The following is a 21,577-nucleotide window of genomic DNA, read 5'->3' on the forward strand; positions in this document are numbered from 1 at the left end:
CCTGGGTCAGCCGATCAGGACGTGGTGATGTGGGCGCCGACGAAGTCGATCATCTCGATGGTCTGCCGGATCCGTTCCTCCGCGACCAGCGAACCGTGGCCCGCGTCGTACCGGTACACCCGGCACTCCTTGCCCAGTTCGCCCAGTCGTTCGACGTACCGGTCGATCTGCCGGATCGGGCAGCGGGGATCGTTCTCCCCGGCGAGGATCATGACGGGGACGCGGATCCGCTCGGCGTAGCTGAGCGGGGAGGACCGCCGGTACCGCTCGGGCACCTCGTCGGGGGATCCGCCGAAGAGCGACCGGTCGTACGCCCGGAGCATCTCCGTCTCGTCCCGGTAGGCGGTGAGGTAGTCCGCGATCGGCGCGTCGACAAACCCGAGGGTCCAGTCCTCGGGCCGCAGGCCGAGGCCCAGCAGGGTGAGGTAGCCGCCCCAGGACCGGCCGGAGAGCACCATCCGGGCCGGGTCGGCGATCCCGTCGGCCACCAGGCGGTCGCGCACCGCGTGGATGTCCTCGAGCTCGGTCAGTCCGGGGCGGCCCTCGATCGCGTCGCGCCACTGCGAGCCGTAGCCCGTCGAGCCGCGGAAGTTGACGTGCACGACCAGGAATCCCTGGTCCACCCAGACGGCGGCGGGCGGGTTGTACGAGTCGTCGTTCCAGCCCGCCGGGCCGCCGTGCACGTCGAAGAGGCAGGGGTGGGGCTGCTCGCCGCCGGGCGGCCGGGAGATCAGCACGTGGATCGGGCCGCCCGGTCCGTCGACCCACAGGTCCTCGACCGGGACGGAAGGGGGCGGCGGCGGGCCCGGCGGGGTGAGGATCACCGCTCCCGACGTCGAGCGGACGACCGGTGGTGAGGCCGCGTCGGTCCAGGCGAACGCCACGGTGCCGTCCGGCCGGGCCGCAGCCCCCGCGATGACTCCCCGCGGGCTGGGCAGGCGGGTCAGCTCCTTGTGCGCGAGGTCGTAGCGGTAGAGCTGGTGACGGGCGTGGCGGGTGTGGGTGATCAGGAGGGCGGAGCCGTCCGGGTACCAGGAGGCGGTCAGTTCACCGGGCAGGTCGAGGACGATCTCCTCCTGGTCGCCGGTCAGGACGTCCCAGAGCAGGGGTTCGGGGCGGCCGCGCCGCTCGTGCTCCACCAGCAGGCGCGCATCGCCCGGGGTCGGGCAGAAGGCTCCGGCCCGCACGCCCAGACCGGGCCCGTCCGCGAGGTCGGCCACGACGGTTCCGTCGGGGCGCAGCACGCGCAGGGCCGGGTGCCGGCTGTCCCCCGCCTCGCTGTGCCCGATCGCGATGAGCGACTCGTCGCGGGACAGCGCGGCGACCCAGGCGTCCTGCTCGTGCCGGTAGAGGACGGTCGGGCTCGTCCCGGGGACGCAGAGGTGGATGGTGGTTCCGCCGCGGACCGTACCGCCGACGACCGCCAGACCGTTCGACCCCAGGGCCAGACCCGCCGGGTAGGACGGCTCCAGGCCGGGGACGGCCGGTTCGTCGTCGCCACCGTCGAACGGCTGGCGCATCCAGACGCCGTACTCACCGCCGTCCTCGTCGGCGAACCACCACAGCCAGTCGCCGGCCGGGTCGATGGCCGCCGTGAGGGTTCCGTTCGTCCGGTCGGTCACCTGCCGGGTCGTGCCGGAGCTTTCGTCCCGGGCGTGGATCTCCCAGGTTCCCGAGGCGTTGGAGCGGTGGAAGCTGCGCGCGGGGGCGTCCCTGGCCCATTCCGGCAGGCCGACCCGGGCCGCTCGGAACCTGGCCTTCCACCGTTCCTGGTCGATGACGGGCTCGTGGTCGGTCAACTCTTCACTCCGAGGCAGCGGTGACGGGGGCGTCGGTCCGGTGTTCCGGTCGACGGGCGGGGCCGGGCCCGATCAGGCAGGCGACGCAGACCAGGCCGCAGCAGCCGGCGATCGCGATGACCTGGGCCGGTGCGAGGAACTGGGCGGCCGCACCGGCCGCGGCGAACCCGAGGCCCTGCCAGAACATCAGGCCGGTGGACTGGAGGTTGAGCGCCCGGCCGCGCAGTTCCTCGGGGGCGACGTCCATCAGCAGCCGGTCCAGGCCGAGGTGGTGGGCGAAGCCGAGACCGCTGACCACGAGCAGCGGCAGGGCGACGGCCAGCGGCGGGTGGAGGACGAACACCAGCATCGGCGCGAAGACGGTGGCGGCGGCCCAGCCGACCAGCCGGACCTGCCGGCCCGCGTCGGCCAGGGTGTTGGTGAGCACCTCGCCGAGCACGGCGCCGGCCGGGACGGCGGAGAGGAAGAGGCCGGCGCCGAGGCTTCCGGCGTGCACGCTCCCGGTGTACGGGACGGCGAGCGCCTCGGCCGCGACGCCCAGCGCGGGGACGGCCCAGCTGAGCAGGAGGACCCTGCGCAGCGGTCTGACCCGGAACATCGCGCCCGTGCCGCTGAGTGAGTCCCGGATCAGGGACGGGCGTTCGGCGATGTCGTCGGGGCGGCGTTCCTGGGTGCCGAACCTGAGCAGCAAGGCCGAGACCACGAAGCAGACGGCGTTCCCGATCAGCACTCCGGTCGCCGAGACGCCGGTGAGCAGCACCCCGGCCAGCGCCGTGCCTCCGAGCTGCGAACTCTGCGACACCAGTCGCAGCAGGCTGCGGGCCGGCACGTAGGCCGGTCCGGACACCACGTCGGGAAGGGTGGCCGCGCGCGCCCCGGCGATCACCGGGGCGATCAGGCCGCGCCCGAACGCGAGTGCCAGCAGCATCAGCACCGGGGTCCCGGGGAGGGCCATCACCGCGGTGAGCGCTGCCGAGGCCAGGTTGCACCACACCAGCAGCCGGCGGATCGGCAGGCGGTCGGTCAGCGCGTTCAGCAGCGTCCCCGCGACCAGGTAGGGGGCGAAGGTGACGGTGAAGACCAGTGCCGACAGCAGCGGCGATCCGGTTCTGGCGTAGATGAGCACGGTCAGCGCGAAGTTCGCGATGACCATACCGGTGACCGAGACCACATGGGCGGCGAAGATCGCGCGGAACTCCGCCACGGCGAGCGCGTCTCGGTAGCGGTCCGTCCTGCTCACGGGGGCGGCTCCCATCTCCTCATTCGGAACCCGGCTCAGTCGGAACCCGGCTCAGTCGGAACCCGGCTCAGTCGGAACCCGGCTGGGCCGGAATCCGGCCGGAACTCAGCCGGAGATCTCCACCGGCAGCGCGGCGAGCGACCGGATGGTGGCGTACGGATGGCGGGTGACCTCGTCCGTCAGCCGGAGCGACGCGCCGCGGCGGGCGAGGGCCTGGAGCACCTCACCGAGCAGGAGCTTCGAGAGCATCGACCCGGCGCAGGCATGCGCACCATAGCCGAAAGCCAGATGCCCGTTGGGAGTTCGGTCCAACTTGATCCGGTCGGGCTCCGGGAAGCGCTCCGGGTCCCGGTTGGCCGCGCCGAAGAACACCACGACGTCCTGCCCGCGCCGGATGCTGGCGCCGGACAGCGTGGTGTCGGTGACGCACAGCCGGGTGGTCGCCTGCAGCGGGGTGTCGTAGCGGAACAGCTCCTGGGGGGCGGTGTCGTCGAGCACTCCCGGCACGGCCAGGTGTTCCTTCAGCGGGATGCGGTGGAGCGCCAGCGCGTACAGCGAGTTGCCCAGCGATCCGGGCACGGAGCTGAAGGCGTTGACCACCAGGGTGCGCAGCGAGTTGATCGTCATCAGCTCGGGGAGGCCTGCCAGGCGGGCTTCGTCCAGCAGGGTCCGTAGCGGTGCGCCGGGCTCCATGTCGTCGATCCAGGACTTCAGCATGCCCGTCAGCTGCTGCCGCGCGGCCGCTCCCGGCTTTCCGGCCTCGGGCACCAGCCCGGCGTCCATGGCTCGCATGATCGCCGCCGCGATCGGTTCCATGACCTCCGGTTCGAACTCCGGCAGTCCCATGGCACTGGGGACGAACCAGCGGGACAACGGCACGGTGAAGGAGCCGATCAGGTCCACGGGCCCGGGCGGCAGGCTGTCGAGCATGCCGTCGACGGTGACGCGCACCCGCGCCGCGAACTCCGGTGAGCTGAGCGGCCGCAGGGCCTTCGCGATGAGGCCGGCGACCGCACTGTGCTCGGGCGGATCGAGGTGGTGGATGCTGAGCGCGCTGTCCGGCATGCTCTCACCGGCCCGCCGCCAGTCGGCGGCGAAGGTCTCGTGGTCCCGCAGCACCTGGCGGCAGTCCCGGTGGGAGGTGACCAGCCAGCCGTTCAGCTGCTCGTTCCAACACGGACCGCCGGTGCTGCGCATGGCCGCGTAGGCAGGATACGGATCGGCGTGGACGGCCGGGTCCAGCGGGTGGTAGGGGCTCGTCTCGATGGTCACGCGTCATGCTCCACGGGGAGGAAGGTCATCGGCAGCCGGTCGGGGTAGCGCAGGGTCGCCCGGGGAGCCCGCCAGGGGGCGGCGGCGAGCCGGGGGGTGGCCGGCGAGTCGAGCAGTGCCGTCACCAGTGACCGGATGATGATGCGGGCGAGCGAGGCGCCGGTGCAGGCGTGCGGGCCCCAGCCCAGGGAGAGGTGCCGGTTCTTCGTCCGGTCCACCCGGAGTTCGTCCGGGGCCTCGAAGCGGGCGGGATCGCGGTTGGCCGCGCCGAAGAGCGCCATGACCAGGTCACCGCGCTCGATCGTCACCCCGCCGATCACGGTCGTGGTGACACAGGCCCGGGTGGTGCCCTGCACCGGGCCGTCGTAGCGCAGGAGTTCGTCCACCCCGGTCTCCAGCACGCCGGGCGCGCGCATCCGGCCGAGTGCCTCGGGGTGCTGGAGCAACGCGAGCACCGCGTTCACGGCCGCGGCCACGGTGGTGCTGAAGCCGGCCAGGAACAGCACCCGGACATTGCTCCACACCTCGTCGTCCGGCACCCCGGCGCTCCGGGCGCCGGCGAGCACGTCCGCGATCAGGCCGGGCTTCGGCTCCGCGGCGGCCCACTCGGCGAGCAGCTGAGTGATCTCGACCCGGGCTGCGAGTGCCGGCTCCCGCACCTCGGGAACCAGCCCCGCGTCCATGCCGCGGACCAGCGCGTCGGACAACTCGGCGAAGCTCGCCACCGGTGGCGGCTCCACGCCCAGCAGCTCGCAGACCGCCCGCAGCGCCACCGGCCGGGCCACCTGAGCGGTGAAGTCGAACTCGGGCGCGTCCGCCAGTCGTTCGAAGACGCTGCGCGCGGCCTCGGTGGCCCGGAGCCCGATGCCGTCCAGGTCCTGTGCGCGATAGGCGAGGGTGAACAGCCTCCGGACGGGCGTGTGCTCCGGCGGATCGAGCGACTGCATGGACGGCGTCCCACCGCCCTCGTCATGACCCGCGCGACGCCAGTCGCTCGCGAACGTCTCGGTGTCGCCGATGACGGCACGACAGTCCTCGTACGAGGTCAGTACCCACGATCCGAGCCGTTCGCTCCAGAACACCGGGGCGGCCGAACGCAGTTCGGAGTAAACCGGATACGGGTCGGCAATCACGTCCGCCGAAAGCGGGTCATAATCGAGCATCATGCATTCCTCACGAACCGGCGACAGCAATGCTGACATGCGGCCCAGGTGCATGACCTGGGCCGCATCAATTAGTCAATCTCAGTAGTTGTAACGCATGTCAGCCTCCCCACCTGGCCGGGATTCCTATCGCTGCGGTGGCAGCCACCACTACCCTCACCCGGCCGCCCCGGGTTGTCGAGGACGTTCAATCCACGCTTAAAAGCCGTGGAGAAGCGGGGATTCGGCGATCCTCACGGATCCCTTCGAGGCAAACCGGACAAACCACGGCCAACAGCGTCTACCGCACCGAGCTGCGCAATACGCTCCCGGTACCGTCATCGCACTCGCCATTCATTCACATCCAAGAAGGTCGACTCCGGACCGGAGACGGGACTTTCGTCAAAACACTGGACAGGAACGATCACCCTGACGAAGCTGACCCGGAAGGCAATCACGGGCGATAGCACAGGGGGAGCCAGTGTTGCGGGTCCATTTGACTTCCGATGATCTTTCACGGGTGCGAATCGCCCTCGATCCGGATCCGCTCGCCGAAACGGCGAACAGCGTCCGGGTACTCCAGCGTCGCGACCAGGCCTCCGCCTACGGGCCGTGGCGCGCACTCGTCCGGTCCCGGTTCTCCCGCGAGACCATGGGCCCGCTGCTCGATCTGCTGCCACCCGACGCCCCGATCGGCCGGCCGGAGTTCCTCACCACGGTACGCGGCACCCGAACCCTCGACGAGGGCCTCGCCCGGCTCCGCGCGGAACCCGAGCGGATCGCCGCCGAACTGGCCTCGCTCGGATCATCACGCCCGCTGCCGGACTGGATGCGCGGCCTGGCCGAAGCCGACCGCGCGGCACTCGACCGGATGAACACGGCATTCCGCGCCTACCACGACATCGCCGTCGCCCCGTTCTGGCAGCGCATCTCGGCCGCCGTGCACGGCGAGATCGCCATCCGCCGCAGGATCATGGCCGAGCAGGGGGTCGAGGGCCTCCTGGCGACGCTCCACCCGTCCGTCCGCTGGCACTCCCCCGTGCTGGAGATCCCGTCCGCCGACGCCGCCGAGATCCGGCTGGACGGTCAAGGCCTGCTGCTGGCACCGTCGTTCTTCCTCTGGCCCAACGTCGACAGCCACCGCAGCTGTGCGGCACACGACCAGCCGCTCCAACTGGCCTTCCCCGTCGCACTCGACGCGGCGTCCTTCCGGACCACGGTCCGGGGGATGCCGACGGAGGGGGACACCGCCCTGCCCTCACTGCTGGGCCGCACCCGCGCCGCCGCGCTGGAGGCGATCGCCACCGGCACCACCACCAGCGAACTCGGCCGACGACTCGGCGTCACACCCGCCGCGGCCAGCCAGCACGCCGCCGTCCTGCGCGCGGCCGGCCTCGTCATCACCCGCCGCCAGGGCAGCTCCGTACTCCACAGCATCACCCCGCTGGGCACCGAGCTCGTCGGCGGATGCCGCCCGTCGGCGGACCTCCCGGCGTAGGGCATCGCCGCGGTCGGGCCCTCCGCACCGAAGGCCGGCCACGGCGCCGGGGCCGGATGGCGGCGGCGGTTCGGGCGGCCGCGCGGCCCGGGCCACGTCCTGGCCACCCGGCAGGAGCCCGCCGGTCAGTACCCCGGTGATCGGCTTCCCTTCCGGGTGACGCCACTCCTGCCGACAGCCCCCGCCAAACGGCCTCGACCGCCGCTCGTGCGAGTGATGACGCGTGGCACGGAGGCGAGCCGAGGCCCCCCGGGCGCGCGCGTACGCAAAGGTTCGACCGCGACCCATTTCTCACGGAGCGGAGACGATCGTGCCTGGTGGACGGAACGTTGTTCGCGCAGGGCGGGCGGCGCGGGCAGCCGCGCCCCTCTTCCTGCTGGCGCTGACAGCCGGGTGCGGCGGTGGCGGCGGCGGCTCGTCCTCCGGCGGAACGACTTCGGCAACCGTCCTGCCCACCGCGCAGACGTCCGCGCCGACCGACTCGAATCCGAGCGCGATCGCCACGCTCTTTCCGGGCAGCCAGGGCGGCAATGCCGTGGCCACGGCGAAGGTTCCCAGCACGCCGCTCGGCGGGCAATCCGGCAAGACCGTTCTCCTCGCCGCTCCTCACAACCCGTCCGAAAACAACACCGGCACCAGCACCGAAGCCGTCACCAGCACCGGGACGACGATCGGGGCCGTGCACCTCTCGGCGGGGAGCTTCTCGGTGGCCGACAACCCGTGCACCGGAAGGACCCTCCAGCCCGGGGACACCTGCACCCTCACGGTCACCTTCTCGCCGACCACCGTCGGCACTCACACCGCCGAGCTCACCGTCGACACGTCGGCGGCCGACGCGGCCTATCGCGTCGAGTTGATCGGTGAGGGCGTGGAGTCGGGTTCAGCGTCACCATCGTCACCGTCGCCGTCGTCGCACTCGAAGTCGCCCACGCCCGAGACCACGCCTTCGCCCGAGATCACACCCCCCACCGGGGAGCCCTCAGCCGGAGCGACGGAGAGCTGAGGAGTCAGCCGAGTGTCTCGATGCGGATGTCTTCGTCGTCCCGCAGGACCACGGTCACGTCCTTGGGGCGGCGGCGGTCGTAGGAGACGAGGTAGTAGCGGGCGCTGGACTTGGCGAGCAGGATGAAGCCCCGGTACTGGTAGCGGTACGGCCCGCCCGCGTCGCCGAGGTCCGCGGAAAGGATGCCGCGGGCATCGTGGGTGATGGGAGAACGGGAGTAGATCAGGACGCTGACCCGGCCCGCGAATCCGGCATCCGAGTCGCGGACCGCCTGGTCGTCCCCGGCTTCGTCCGCGTAGCGCGCCAGGGAGAAGAACAGGCTCATCGTCAGCAGCCCGATCAGCGCGGCACCGCCGAGCCGCTGGACCCGCAGACCGACCGGCGGGGCGCCCCGCTCCCGTCGGCCGATCCGGTGGAGGCGCAGCGCGAACAGGGCCAGCGCGGCACCGAGCGCCACGACCAGCGGAGGAATGACCACCCGGGGCCAACCGGCCTCCAGGAGCGACAGGACTCCGCCGGTCCACCAGCCCGGCTCGGTGAAGACCGGAAATCCCAGCAGGAGCAGCAGGCCGCCCGCGAGGGCGCACGCGAGGGCAGCGCGCTGCCACAGCGGCTCCTCCCGCGGCCGTGCCAGCCAGTGGAGGACCAGACTGAAGACCGCCAGGACGACGAGCACGACCCAGAGCAGCACCCACAGCGGGAGGAACAGGGCCGTGGGGCTGACCGTCAGATAGCTCTCGCGCGACAGTTCGAGGTCGCTCGTCGGGACGCCGAAGTGAACGTAGTACGAGGTCGTGTAGGTCCTGCCCATGTAGTACAGCAGGCCGACGATGACCGATCCCGGTGCCACGACATACGCGGCCTTCTCCAGGAACGCCCTGGTCCGGTCCTCCCCCGGCCTCGCCGCGGGCTCGGTGGCAGCCGGGGCGTCACCGGCGCCGCGGGCGGACCCGGCGCGCTCTGCCTGCCGACGGATGCGACGAGCCGCGCCCCTGTCACGCGCGGGCCGCTCGGTCACCGGTCATCCGTTCTCATGCCCCGACAACGAGCCACCTCACGGTTCGGTCACGGACGGCCTTCCACGGACGGCCTTCCGGCGCCGCCGCCCACGACCGATCACCGACGTGGCCGAGTGCACGGGCCGCAGGAGGTTGTCCCGCGGGTCGGCCGGCCCGGCGGGTACACGCCGATCACTCGTACGGATGAGTTTCGCCGTTCGGCCGCGAGCCGGACCGGAACCGGCGATTGGATGACCCTCGCCGGTCGACGGAGACAACGCGTCCGGCGGACGCCGGGTGGCGCGTTCCGACCGGTCGAGGACGGAAAAGTGGTTCTTGACGGTGTGTCACATTCCGTTCGATCGTTTGATCATCAGAGCCCGTCCCGTCGGCCCGGCCGGCCGACGGCGGCGGCTCCCGCGCGGTCCCGACGGCCGTTCCGTCGTCCGCCTCCCCGACACCGAGTTCCTCCGAGGAGACCTCTTGCCCGGCGAGCAGCACCTGCTCAAGGTCTACAGCGACCGCACCTACGTCCACACCACCACCGTCCGGCACCAGGGCACCACGGTGGCGCTGGCCATGGACGACCGGCGTCGGATCGTCTACGGCGTGCTCGATCTGTCCCGGCACGACGAGGCCAAGGGCGAACCGGACGCCGCCTACTGGTCGGAGGACCCGCTCCCGCTGCGGTTCCCCTCCGAGGTCACGGACACCGGCTACGCCGTCGCGGGAGCCACCGCCCTGCCCGTCGTCAAGAACGGCGGGCGGGTCGAGGCGGCCCCGGGCGAACGGCTGGACGAGGACGAGGTGGACCCGTTCCTGTCCACCACGGCCCGGCTCACGGCCCCCGTCCCCTTCCACGCGCTGTCGGACGGCACGCACATCGTCGTCCTGCGCCAGTCCATCGGCGCCGACCACCCGGATGCCGTCCACCGGCTGGCCGGGGGCGGCTCCTCCGGCGACCGGGGCCGCGACGGCTACGCCACGGACGGTGCGGGCGCCCTGGTTCCGCTGGTGGCGGACACGCTCCTGTTCGACCGGTTCCTCCTCGTCGGCGGGGAGCTCAAGCCCGTCCTGGAGGCGCGTTTCCGCCGCAGCCGCCACCGGACCCGCCCGGATTCGGCCAAGGACAGCCTGGGCACGACCGACATGGAAGGCCGGCCCTTCCACGAACCGACGCAGTTGCTGTCCTTCGTCCGACGGCTGTCCGGCGGGCGCTTCACCGCCCTGCTCCTCCCCACCGCCGTGCACGGGCAGCAGCGCTGGCAGATCTTCGCGCACAACGACGCCAGCGGCCGCATCGACTCCTTCAACGTCGAGCAGGGCCGCGACGGCCTGTTCAACCTCCAGGGCACCCAGGCCTGGACCAGTCCCGACCCGACCCACCGCGACGCCGTCTACGAACCCGCCCCGGGCACCTGCCCGTTCACCGGGAAGCCGCTGGTCCCCGTGACGAGCACCGAGGGGCACGCGGAGACCGCACTCGCCTTCGGCCAGGGCGACGCCCACGTCCGCGTCTCCGACTCTCCGGGCCTGGCCGAGCGGGACTTCACCATCGAGTTCTGGGCCCGGCGCACCGCGACCGGGCGCGAGGAGTACCTCGTGGGCCACGGCGACCCGGCCGGCACGGTCCGCCGCTCGCTGCACATCGGCTTCCGTTCCGACGACCGCTTCACCTTCGCCTTCTACGGTGACGACCTGAACACCGACGCGCGGACCGGCGGCACCGGCTGGCACCACTGGGCCTGTGTCTTCGAGCACGCGGCGCGCCGCCAGAGCGTCTACCGCGACGGCGAGCAGGTCGCCACCCGCACCACCGACGGCGGCTACACCGGGACCGGGCCGCTGGTGCTGGGCAAGGCCCTGCTGTTCGGCAGCGCCCGCGCCGAGCTGGACGAGGTCCGGATCTGGGACCGTGCCCGCACCGCCGAGGAGCTCGGGCGCGACCGGGGCGTGCGCCTCATCGGCGACGACCCCGGCCTCGTCGCGTACTACCGCTTCGACGAGGGGTCCGGCACCCGCCTGCACGACCAGACCGACCACGCCCACCACGGCGAACTCGTGGGCGGCCCACGGTGGGTGACGTCCGAGGCACCCGTCCGCGACCACCCGGGCGTGCGCCGGGACAGCTTCGCCGTCACCGGCCGGACGACCGCCTCGGGACTCTCCGCCGTCCTCTACCACCAGCAGGAGGCCACCAGCGCGGGCTACGACAAGGACCCCAAGCCGGCGAAGCGCCAGGCCCGGGTGCTGCTCTCGTACGCGACCTCCGGTCCGGACCCGAGGACCGGTGCGGCGAGCGACCAGGCGTACCTGGCCACGCTGGACTTCGGGGTGGGGCGCGACGGGCGGCTCGCCGAGATCCCCGACGAGCTGGCCCTGTCGGTGCTCGCCGCGCCGGACGGCACCGCCGACGTCGAGACGATCAGTGAACTGGACGCCCGGATCCGCCAGTTGACGCAGGACATCACGGCCAGGGAGGCCGAGGCCGCCGACCTCGCCCGGCAGAGCGCCGACCTGCCGGAGCTCGAGCGCCGGCGCGATATCTCCTACGCCAGGTCGCAGGACATCACCGGCTGGGCGATCCGGCTGCGCTTCAAGAACACCCGGGACGGCAAGCCGCAGTACCTCGCCGTGCGGGGCGACGAGACCGGCAACGAGGCGCCGCTGGTGCGGACCGCCGACCCGGACGCGAAGTCCGCGCTGTGGGCGGCCGTCGAACCGCCGGGGTCGGGCTGGAACGGCTCCATGCTCTACCACCTGCAGAACCTGAACTCCGGCAAGGACATGAACGTCGCCGGCGAGCGTCAGGACGACGACGCCCCACTGATCATCTGGCCCCGCCTGGACGGGCACTGGAACACGCTCTTCGGCATCTACGACCACGGCGACGGCTTCAGCACCCTGGTCAACCGGCACAGCGAGCGGGCCGTCTGCGCCCCCGACCGGCTCGGCGACCGCGTCGTCCAGTACGACCCCGACCCCGTCACCGCCTCCGGCGAAGGCCTGCTCACCATCGAGCGGGTCTCCCTCCACGACCTCGGCCACCCCGACATCCGCGAGGCCGGCGAGCAGGTGGCAGCCCTCGACCGGCAGCTCGCCGAACTCCGGCCCCGACGGGAGCTGCTGGAGCGGCGGCGGCACGAGATCGCCGCGCACCAGGCCGAACTGACCGCGGCACGGGAGGAGCTCGCCCGGCTCACCGGCGGCCTCAAGGGGGCGAACGACGTCGCGCTGCCCGTCCCGCGGCTCTCCCTCGACCGCACCGGCCTGAGCTGCTCCGGCGCCCTGCTGGCCTTCGCCCGCTCGGCCGACCGCCCGTACCTGCTCGACAGCGCCACCGGCAACGTCGTGCTGTACTTCCGCGGCGCCGACGGGCAGTTCTTCGCCGCCTACTACGACACCACGGTCGCCCGCTCCACGCGACGTCTGTCGGAGGGGCAGGGCAAGGCGATCACCTTCACCGCCCGCGACGCCGGCACCCCGCTGGAGTCCGTGACCATCCGCATCACGCCGGGCACCCGGCCCGAGCTGTGCGACCTCACCGTGGAGCACGGCGAGGAGGTCGAGACCTGGGAGCGGCTGCCGCGCCGCGCCGCGGACTTCGCCGCCATCGTCAACGGCGCTCCGGAGGAGCCCGTCCGGATCGGCGCGGTGAAGTCCTTCGAGACGACCTTCCGGATGCTCTCCGGCGGCCGCTCCGGCAACATCGCCGGCGGCGCGCTCGAACTCGCCGAGCCCCTCCCGGTCGCCCTGCCGGCCGGTACGCCCGTCACGGTCGGCGGCCACCTCTACCTCACGGAGAAGGACCACGCGCCGGGGGCCGTCACCGTGCACCTGGAGGACGGCGAGGGCGGGCCCCAGCCCCAGCCGGGCGAGGTCGTCCGGCGCCTGCGCTACGACCACCGCCAGACCTACTCCAACCGTCCGGGCAGCCCGCTGTCCGCGGGCTCCCGGCTGGTGGTCGCGGACCCGGAGGGGGCCCACGAGATCCCCCTGGGAGAGGTGACGGACCTGGTCACCGGGCAGGGCTGCCGGTGGCGCGCGGACTCCCCCGGTCGGGCCTACTCGTTCGACGGGCAGGCCACCGTCCTCACCCTGCCGCCGGCCCAGCTGGACCGGGTCACGGCGACCCGTGACCTGACCCTGGAGGCGTGGGTCAACCCCGAGCAGGTGTCCGGCCCCGCCAGGATCATCCACGCCGGTACCGACGAGGCGCCCTACACCCTGGGGCTCCTCGCCCCGGCCGCCCCCGTCGTGCCCGCCCTCGCCTTCGACGGCAGGAGCGGCGTCGCCCTGACCGAACGCGGGTTCAGCCTCGCCCAGCAGGACTTCACGGTGGAGTTCTGGGCCCGGCGCACGACGGCGTGGGACGGCCGGGAACAGTTCCTCGTCGGCCACGGCACGTCACAGCCCAGCGACAGGGGCAGCCTGCACATCGGCTTCCGCCGGAGCAGTGCCTTCACCTTCGCCTTCTACGGCGAGGACCTCACCACCCCGCACGGGTACGACGACACCGACTGGCACCACTGGGCCTGCGTCTTCGACGCGGCCACCCGGGAGCAGGTGATCTACCAGGACGGCGTCGAGGAGGCCCGGCGCAACGCGGCCGCGCCCTACCTCGGGGACGGGCTCTTCAGCTTCGGCAGCCACTTCGCGGGCTGGGTCCCCGACTACGCGGCCGTCGAGATGGACGAGGTCCGGCTCTGGGCCACCGCCCGCACCGCAGCCCAGGTCCGGGAACTGAAGAACCGACGGCTGACCGGCAAGGAGGCCGGCCTGACGGGCTACTGGCCCTGTGCCGACCCGGTCGACCGGGTGAACGGCAAGCCGGCGGTCCTCGACCGCTCCGGCCGGGGGCGGCACGTCGTCCTGCGCGGCGGTGTCACCACGGCGCCGGCCCCCGCCGCGCTCGACACCGCGAGTGCGGCGGTCTATCACGTCGCCGCCGGCGTCGGCGACCGGCTGGTGGCCACCCGAGACGCCTTCCCCCTGCACGAGTGGGCGCACCTCGCCGTCGCCCACGAACAGTCCTGGGCGGTCGAACTGACCGACGGCGCCCACCTCGACGTGCCCGACGACGACGCCCTCGACATCACCGACGACCTCACCCTGGAGGTCTTCTGCCGCGTCGACGCCCTCGGCGCGACCCAGGGCCTGGTCTCCAAGGGCCGCGCCGCCGACGGCACCGACGGAAGCGTCCCCTACCGCCTGGTGGTCCTGCCCGACGGGAAGCTGGAGTTCGGCTTCGAGGAGCCCGACGGCAGGCTGGTGCGGTTCACCTCCTCCGAGGCCGTGCGCGCCGGGGCGTTCCACCGCCTCGCCGTCGTCCGCGAGGGCGGCCGGTCGCTGCAGGAACGCAGGGGTGGCAAGGAGGCCACCACCACGGGCGCCGACGGCCAACCCGTCCGGCAGGACGTCGGGCCGGTGGAGTCCGTCGACGTCCGGGACCGGCAGGACATCCGCTTCTTCGTCGACGGCCACGAGGCCGGCACCGCCCGCTACGAGGGGCCGGGCGCCCGGGGCAACTCCGGCACGCTCGACATCGGCCGGGCCCGCGAGGGCCTGGAGACCCACGCCCTGACCGGTGTCGTCTCCGAGGTCCGACTGTGGAGCACCGCGCGGGACACGGCCCGGCTGGGCACCGCCGTCTCCGCGCGCGACCGCGGCCTGACCGCGCAGTGGCGCTTCGAGGAGAACGCGGGCAGCACCGCGGCCGACACCGGCGGCTCCCACCCGGCGCGACTGCGCGGCGCCCGCTGGACCCGCAACCCCGACCCCCGCGGCAGCCTCTTCCGCCTGTACCGCAACGGGGTCTCCGTGGCCTGCGACCCGCTGGCGGACACGGCCTTCGCGGGCTACGGCGACCGGGCGTTCGCCCTCGGCGCCCGACTCGAAGGCGGCCAGGCGACGCAGGCGTTCCACGGCGTCCTGGAGGAGGTCCGCGTCTGGCGCACCGCCCGTACCCAGGAACAGGTCCTCGACAACCTCTTCACCCGGCTCAAGGGCGAGAAGGAGGATCTGATCGCCTACTGGTCCTTCGACGACGCCTCGACCGACGGGAGCACCCGTGTCGTCCAGGACGAGGGCCTGCGCGGCAACCACCTGACCGTTCCCGCGGCCCCGCGCCGTCCGGCGGCCGTGCTCTCCACGGCGCCCGTCTCCAGCGACGCCGCACAGGTCCGGTCGGCGCTCGCGGCCATGCGCACGCCCTTCCACGAGCGGATCACCGGCTCCCCCGCCGTCACCGAGTACGCCGACATGCAGTACTCGGCCAAGGGCGAGGCCTTCGGCGTGCTCAAGCGGGCCTACGGCTACCTGCGCGAGGGGCGCTGGCACCTGGTCACCGGATACAAGGTCGGCAACCTGGTCAGCGAATGGGTCGGCCAGGTGCAGTTCGACCCCCAGCTGATCGGCTACGTCGAGGGCGCGCCGCCCGTACCGTCGGAGAACCTCACCCCCAACACCGTCGACCCCGACAGCGCCACCTACGACAGCGCCTCCTCGGTGGAGTTCACCGAGGCGGAGGAGGTCGTCCACTCCCTGTCGTCGGCCAAGGAGCGCAGCGTCGACGCGGCGTTCGGCTTCGCCCTGTCGAACGAGGTCGACGTCGACATGTGGGTGATCAGCGCCCCGCTGGGTTTCGGCACCGCCAAGTCCATGGCCAAGGCCAAGGTGTCGGCGGGCGTGCGCGGCACCCTGGAGTTCTCCAACAGCTGGGCCGAGGAGACCGCCGTCTCCCAGGGCGAGAACACCGCCCGCGCCATGAAGGTGGAGCTCTCCGGCAGCTGGGAGGACCCGCGCAAGCCGCTCAACGCGGCGCTCGGCCGCCGCTACGTACCCGCCAACACGGGCTTCGCCCTGGTCCAGTCCCAGACCGCCGACGTCTTCGCCCTGCGCCTGGCGCACAGCGGGGCCCTGGTCTCCTACCGCATCCAGCCCAACCCGGACATCCCCAAGGACTGGAACGTCATCCCCTTCCCCCTCAACCCCCGCTACACCAAGCAGGGGACGCTCGACGGCACCGTCGGCTACGACGAGCGCGGCAGGGTCCTCGACCCGGACTACACCGGAACCCTGGACAACGGCGAGCACAGCTACTACAAGCCGCGCGAGGCCTACACGATCAAGCGCCGGATCCAGCGCGAGCAGCAACGGCTGCGCAGCTACTACGAGACCGTCTCCACCGAGACCCACGCGCCCGACCCCACGGCCGAACGGGCGGGCCGGGTGCTCGGCGGCGCGATCGGCGGCGACGCCTCGCCCGGCCGGGGCAGGGACACCGCCGACAGCGCCACCGGCGCGGGCTTCTCGCGCCGCGACCTGGTCAACACCTACGTGTGGACGGCGGACGGCGGCTTCTTCGCCGAGACCACCGAGACCACCGACGCGGTGAGCGAGACGACCTCCGGCTCGTACTCGTTCTCCGGTTCCACGGGCACCTCCGTCGGCACCTCCTTCGACGTCATGGGCGTCGGCGTCAACGCCCAACTGGACGCCTCCATCGGCGGCGGCATGACCGCCACCAGGGCCCGTGGCCGGCAGGCCACCCGTTCCTTCGGACTGAAGGTGGCCTGCGCGCCGTCCGGGAACCTCCAGACGTACGACACCAGCCGCAAGCCCGTCTACGACGCCGACGGCAAGCCCGTCAACACCCCCGGCAAGGTCGACGCGTACCGGTTCCTCAGCTTCTACCTCGGCGAGGACACCGAGCACTTCGACACCTTCTTCCACAAGGTCGTCGACCCGCGGTGGCTGAACAACGGCACGGACCCGAACGCGACCGCGCTGCGCGAGGTCCGCCGCACGGACCGCAAACCGCCGTGCTGGCGCGTCCTGCACCGCGTCACCTTCGTCAGCCGGCTCCTGCCGGCCGTGCCGCCCGCCGGCGCCCCGCCGCTCCAGCGCGCCATGCGGGAGCTCGACCTGGAGAGCAACTACGAGCTCGTCCGCCGCCTCGACCCCTACGTCAAGGCGGCGGCCACCGGCCGTAGCGAACTCGCCGACGCCGTACGCACCGCCCTGTCCGTCCACCTGCCGCAACTGACCCCGCACGCGGAAGAGGTGATCGGGTTCCTCGCGCGGTACTACGGCGTGGAGGACTGACGCTCCGGCACCGACACCGCTCACCGCCCGGGCAAGGGAACCACCCCTTGCCCGGGCGGACCCGAACTCGCTGCCGGGGATCCGCCCGGAACACGACGAACCGGCGCCCGCCCCTCCCCAGGAGAGCGAATCTGAGACGTATGACATGTCACACCCCATTGATGGGCATGCTGGTCTTGTGAGACGGTGCGTCACGCACTCCGGATTCCTCCACCTCTTCCCCACATCCGTGGTGCTTCCATGCGCGTTTCCCCCACGAAGGAATGACGATGCGTCCGCTCTCACGCATACCCAGACTGCTGGCCGCGGTGGCCGCGGCCGGCACCGTCCTGCTCGGCATAGCCGCAGGACCGAGCCAGGCAGCCCCCTCACCCGCCCCCGCTCAGGCCGTCCCCGCCCCGGCCGCTTCGAGCGCGCACCAGACGTCCGGCGGTCCGCTGGCGGTGACCGGCAACACCGCCACCGACTCCGAGCGCCCCGGCGCGCCCCAGGCCCGCCGGCTCACGGCCGCCCAGCTGCCGCCGATCAGCCCGCCCAGCCGGCCGGATCCCAGCGATACCGCCTCGCCCTCGGCCGAACCCCGCGCCCTGACGGCGGCACCGGCCGCCGCCGCGTCCTGTACTCCGGCCGACTTCAGCGGCCGGACCGGGTCGGCGCTGGTCTCCTTCATCACGGCCTCGACGCCCAGGTGCGTCGCCGGTCTCTTCTACACCGGCGGCAGCGCGGACGCCGCCGCGGTGTTCCGGCAGAGCCAGATGGCCACCGTGGCCGACGCCTTCCGCAACGCCGCCACCACGTACCCCGGCGACAACTCCACCGGTGTCTGGCAGTTGGTCCTGTTCCTGCGGGCCGGCTACTACGTGCAGTCCAACGACCCCGCGCACGTGCCCGCCTTCGACGCCGCGCTGACCGCCGCCGTGACGCGCGGCATCGACGCCTTCGTGGCCGGCCCGCACTTCGCGGACGCCACGGACGCGAACGCCGAGGTCGCGGCCGAGGTCATCATCCTCACCGACAGCGCCGACGTGCAGGGCCGCTACCTCGGCACCTACCGGCAGGTGCTGAACGGTTACAACAGCTCGTACGACGCCTCCAAGAAACTGCTCAACCTGGTCAACAGCGTCTTCACCCCGCTGGACCGGGGCCACCAGAACCCCGCCTACGGCGCGGCCGTCGTCGCGGACCCGAGCATCGTCGACACCCTCGACGCGTTCACCCGCAAGCACCTCGACCTGATGGGCACCGACCGCGGCTACCTGGAGGCCAACGCCGGCGTCGAGCTGTCCCGCTACATCGAGTACCCGGCGCTCCAGGGCAAGGTCCGTCCGCTCGCCAAGGGGCTCCTCGACGCCTCGTCGATCACCGGCCCGACCGCCCGGCTGTGGGTCGGCGTCGCCAACGTGGCGAGCTTCTCCGACCAGGCCCAGTGCTCCTACTACGGCGTCTGCGACCTGCCCCGGCGCCTCACCGAGGCCGCGCTGCCGATGAGGCAGACCTGCAACGCCACCCTCACCATCCTGGCCCAGGACCTCACCGCGGCCGAACTCGCCGCCGTCTGCGCCGACCTCAGGGGCGAGGACGCGTACTTCCACAACCTCGTCCGCGACAACGGCCCCATCCCCAACCAGTACGAGTCCTCCGTGCAGCTCGTGGTCTTCGCCAGCCAGGCCGACTACCAGACCTACGCCGGGGCGATCTACGGCGCCAACACCAACAACGGCGGCATCACCCTCACCGGCATCCCGACCGACCCGGCCAACCAGCCCGTCTCGATCATGTACCGGCACCCGAACGAGAACGGCTTCACCGCCCGGATCTGGAACCTCAACCACGAGTACGCCCACGTCCTGGACGCCCGCTACGACATGAAGGGCGACTTCCGCCAGCAGACCAGCGTCCCCGACCTGTGGTGGATCGAAGGCCTCGCCGAGTACGTCTCCTACACCTACCGCGGCGTCACCGACACCAACGCGGTCACCCAGGCCCCCAAGCGCACCTACGCGTTGAGCACCCTGTTCCAGAGCACCTACCTCAACAGCGACGTCGTGCGCACCTACCACTGGGGCTACCTGGCCGCCCGCTACATGATCGAGCGCTTCCCGGGCGTCGTCCAGACCACGCTCCACTACTTCCGCACCGGCGACTACGCCCGCGGCTACGCCTACTACAACTCCATCGGCGCCAGCTACGACGCCGACTTCAACAGCTGGCTCGGCACCTGCGCCACCGACACCTGCCTGAGCGCGGGCATCCCGAAGGCGGCCTTCGACGCCTCGGTCCGGGACCTGAGCGTCCAACTGACCGACCGCTCCACCGAGACCGACGGCAAGGGCGCCATCACCGCTTGGGCCTGGAACTTCGGCGACGGCACCACCGACACCGCGGCCTCCCCCACGAAGACCTACCGCGCCCCCGGCACCTACACGGTCACGCTGATCGTCACCGACAGCAACGGCAGGACCGCCACCGCGACCAAGAACGTCACCGTCACCGCTCCGGCCGCACCGAGTGCCTGCACCGGCAGTGACCCCCGCAAGATGGACTACAACTGCTACCGCACCGACCGCGCCGCCGCGGCCGGCGGCCTGGACATGCTGTACATCTACATGCCGGCCGGCACCACCACCCTGACCGTCTCCACCACCGGCGGAACCGGCACCGCCTACCTCTACTACAGCCCCGACAACTGGGCCTCCAACACCTCCTACACCGCCTCCTCCACCAACAACGGCACCGCCCAGACCGTCACGGTCACCAACACCACAGCCGGCTACCGCTACGTCAGCCTCTACGGCAAGACCGCCTTCAGCGGCGTCACCGTCACCACCCGGTACTGACCGGCCCGGTGGTCCTCTCCGCCCCGGCCCCGCGCCCCACGGCGTGCGACGGCCGGGGCGGCCATGACCGGGCCGGCACAACGACCACACCGGCCAGCCCGTCATGCGCTAGCTGACCGCCCACGATCAGCAATCCTTCGCATCACCCATCCAGCCACGCCCTCCGCACGCTCGTTCAACGTGTTCCGTGTCATGGAGCGCAGGACGGCTCGGAACCTTCGGGGCCGGTCGTTCGACCGGCCCCGAAGCTTGTGGGGGTGCGGGTCGGCCTCGGCCGGTGGCCTGGTGGGCCTGGCCTGCCGTGCCGGGTTCCGCTTCGAGGACATCGCGGCGGGGATTCGGTCGACGTCTGCGGCCGGTGGCGGAAGGGCTGGTCGGGTTACGGCCCGGGGATGGCGAGTTGGCGGAGGGCGGCCCGGGCAGTGGTGGCGGCCGCGCGCATCGTGGTGAGGGGGCCGGGGGTGTCCTGTGGTGGAAGGCCGCGTGCGATGCGGTGGAACTGGTGGTTGTGGTGGGCGAGTTGGGTGTACCCGTCGAGGGGGCGGTAGCCGGTGGCGGGCGGCCCGGCGGGCAGGGCGGGTTCCGGCGAGGAGGTGGGCGGGGTACTGGGGGGAGAAGGCCATCGGCCTGGCCAGCCCGATGACGTCGGCGGTGCCGTCGCGCAGGATGCGCTCCATCGTGGCCCCGGTGCGCAGTCCGCCGGTGAGCATGAGCGGGACCTGGACGTCGTGGCGGATCCGCTCGGCGAAGTCGAGGAAGTACGCCTCCGGGCCGGCGGCGGTCCTCGGCCGGTGCACGCCCACGCCGGTCATGGCCGGGGCGGTGTAGTTGCCGCCCGAGATCTCCAGCAGGTCGATTCCGGCGTCGGCGAGGGCGCGGGCGGTGTCGTGGGCTTCGGCTTCGGTGAGGCCGCCGCGCTGGAAGTCCCTGGAGTTGAGCTTCACCGAGACCGGGACGGCGGGGCCGACGGCCGCGCGTACGGCGGCGACGGTTTCGAGCAGGGCCCGGCGGCGGCCGGCGGCGGTGCGGCCGTAGGCGTCGTCGCGGGTGTTGGCGGCGGGTGAGAGGAACTGGGAGAGCAGGTAGCCGTGGGCGGCATGGATCTGGATGCCGTCGAAACCGGCCGCGACGGCGAGTTCGGCGGTGCGCGCGAAGGCGCGGACGACGTGCCGGACCTCCTGGCCGGTGAGGGCGCGGGGGCGGCGCAGGTTGTAGCCGGGGACGGGTTCGCGGGTGGCCGAGGGGGCGACCGGGCGGTGGGTGAAGGGGACGGTGGCGACCCGGCCGGGGTGGTTGATCTGCATCCACAGCGTGGAGCCCGCGTCCTTGGCCGCAGCGGCCCAGCGGCGAAAGGCGGGCAGGGCCCGGTCGTGGTCGAGGATGACGTTGCCGGGTTCGGTCAGGGCGGTCCGGTCGATCATGACGTTGCCGGTGATCAGCAGCCCGGCGCCGCCGTGCGCCCAGGCGGCGTACAGGCGCCGGAGCCGCTCGGTGGGGCGGCCGTCGCGGGCGGCGAGCTGTTCACTCATCGCGGCCTTGGCGATGCGGTTGGGCAGCACGGCGCCGCAGGGCAGCGCGAGTTCGGCGGCGAGCAGGTCGGCGGCGGTCATGGCCGGGGCACCCTCTTCGTTCGGGCCGGCGTTCGTAGTGTCGCCGGGGGCGGCGTTCGGGCCGGCGCCCGG

General features: G+C 72.3%; 10 protein-coding genes. 4 read left to right on the plus strand and 6 right to left on the minus strand.

The genetic code is table 11. The annotated features are described in order from the left end of the window. Positions 1-14 precede the first annotated feature (14 nt). The 4 genes from ABZ449_RS04940 to ABZ449_RS04955 form a co-directional block, all read right to left on the minus strand. Positions 15-1,799 carry a prolyl oligopeptidase family serine peptidase gene (locus ABZ449_RS04940; protein ID WP_360340280.1) on the minus strand — a complete coding sequence of 595 codons (1,785 nt, stop codon included), beginning with the start codon at positions 1,797-1,799 and terminating at the stop codon, positions 15-17. 4 nt (positions 1,800-1,803) lie between these two features. After that, a complete protein-coding gene (locus ABZ449_RS04945; RefSeq protein WP_360340283.1) occupies positions 1,804-3,039 on the minus strand; it encodes an MFS transporter in 1,236 nt (411 codons plus the stop codon). A 105-nt stretch (positions 3,040-3,144) separates the two neighbouring features. Continuing rightward, positions 3,145-4,311 carry a cytochrome P450 gene (locus tag ABZ449_RS04950; protein WP_360340286.1) on the minus strand — a complete coding sequence of 389 codons (1,167 nt, stop codon included), beginning with the start codon at positions 4,309-4,311 and terminating at the stop codon, positions 3,145-3,147. Beyond that, a complete protein-coding gene (locus ABZ449_RS04955) occupies positions 4,308-5,477 on the minus strand; it encodes a cytochrome P450 (RefSeq protein ID WP_360340289.1) in 1,170 nt (389 codons plus the stop codon). Before ABZ449_RS04955 ends, ABZ449_RS04950 begins: the two co-directional genes overlap by 4 nt. A gap of 496 nt (positions 5,478-5,973) precedes the next feature. Between ABZ449_RS04955 and ABZ449_RS04960 the strand changes: the two genes are divergently transcribed. Both ABZ449_RS04960 and ABZ449_RS04965 read left to right on the plus strand, forming a co-directional pair. Continuing rightward, positions 5,974-6,951 (plus strand): winged helix-turn-helix domain-containing protein, encoded by a 978-nt coding sequence (locus ABZ449_RS04960; protein ID WP_360340292.1) that lies wholly within the window; start codon positions 5,974-5,976, stop codon positions 6,949-6,951. A gap of 310 nt (positions 6,952-7,261) precedes the next feature. Continuing rightward, positions 7,262-7,954, plus strand: a complete 693-nt coding sequence (locus tag ABZ449_RS04965; RefSeq protein ID WP_360340295.1) for a hypothetical protein — start codon at positions 7,262-7,264, stop codon at positions 7,952-7,954. Positions 7,955-7,958: 4 nt separating this feature from the next. Here ABZ449_RS04965 and ABZ449_RS04970 read toward each other — a convergent pair whose 3' ends face one another. After that, positions 7,959-8,804 (minus strand): hypothetical protein, encoded by an 846-nt coding sequence (locus ABZ449_RS04970; RefSeq protein WP_360340298.1) that lies wholly within the window; start codon positions 8,802-8,804, stop codon positions 7,959-7,961. A 631-nt stretch (positions 8,805-9,435) separates the two neighbouring features. Between ABZ449_RS04970 and ABZ449_RS04975 the strand changes: the two genes are divergently transcribed. Both ABZ449_RS04975 and ABZ449_RS04980 read left to right on the plus strand, forming a co-directional pair. After that, a complete protein-coding gene (locus tag ABZ449_RS04975) occupies positions 9,436-17,058 on the plus strand; it encodes a LamG-like jellyroll fold domain-containing protein (RefSeq protein WP_360340301.1) in 7,623 nt (2,540 codons plus the stop codon). Positions 17,059-17,327: 269 nt separating this feature from the next. After that, on the plus strand, positions 17,328-19,895 hold the full coding sequence (locus ABZ449_RS04980) for a collagenase (RefSeq protein ID WP_360340304.1): 2,568 nt from the start codon (positions 17,328-17,330) through the stop codon (positions 19,893-19,895). A gap of 101 nt (positions 19,896-19,996) precedes the next feature. Here the strand turns inward: ABZ449_RS04980 and ABZ449_RS04985 are convergent, their stop codons facing one another. Then, complete coding sequence (locus ABZ449_RS04985; RefSeq protein WP_360340307.1) at positions 19,997-21,505, minus strand: NADH:flavin oxidoreductase/NADH oxidase family protein; 1,509 nt, start codon at positions 21,503-21,505, stop codon at positions 19,997-19,999. Positions 21,506-21,577 lie beyond the last annotated feature (72 nt).

The organism is Kitasatospora sp. NPDC005856, from assembly GCF_040629945.1.
Classification (GTDB): Bacteria; Actinomycetota; Actinomycetes; order Streptomycetales; family Streptomycetaceae; genus Kitasatospora.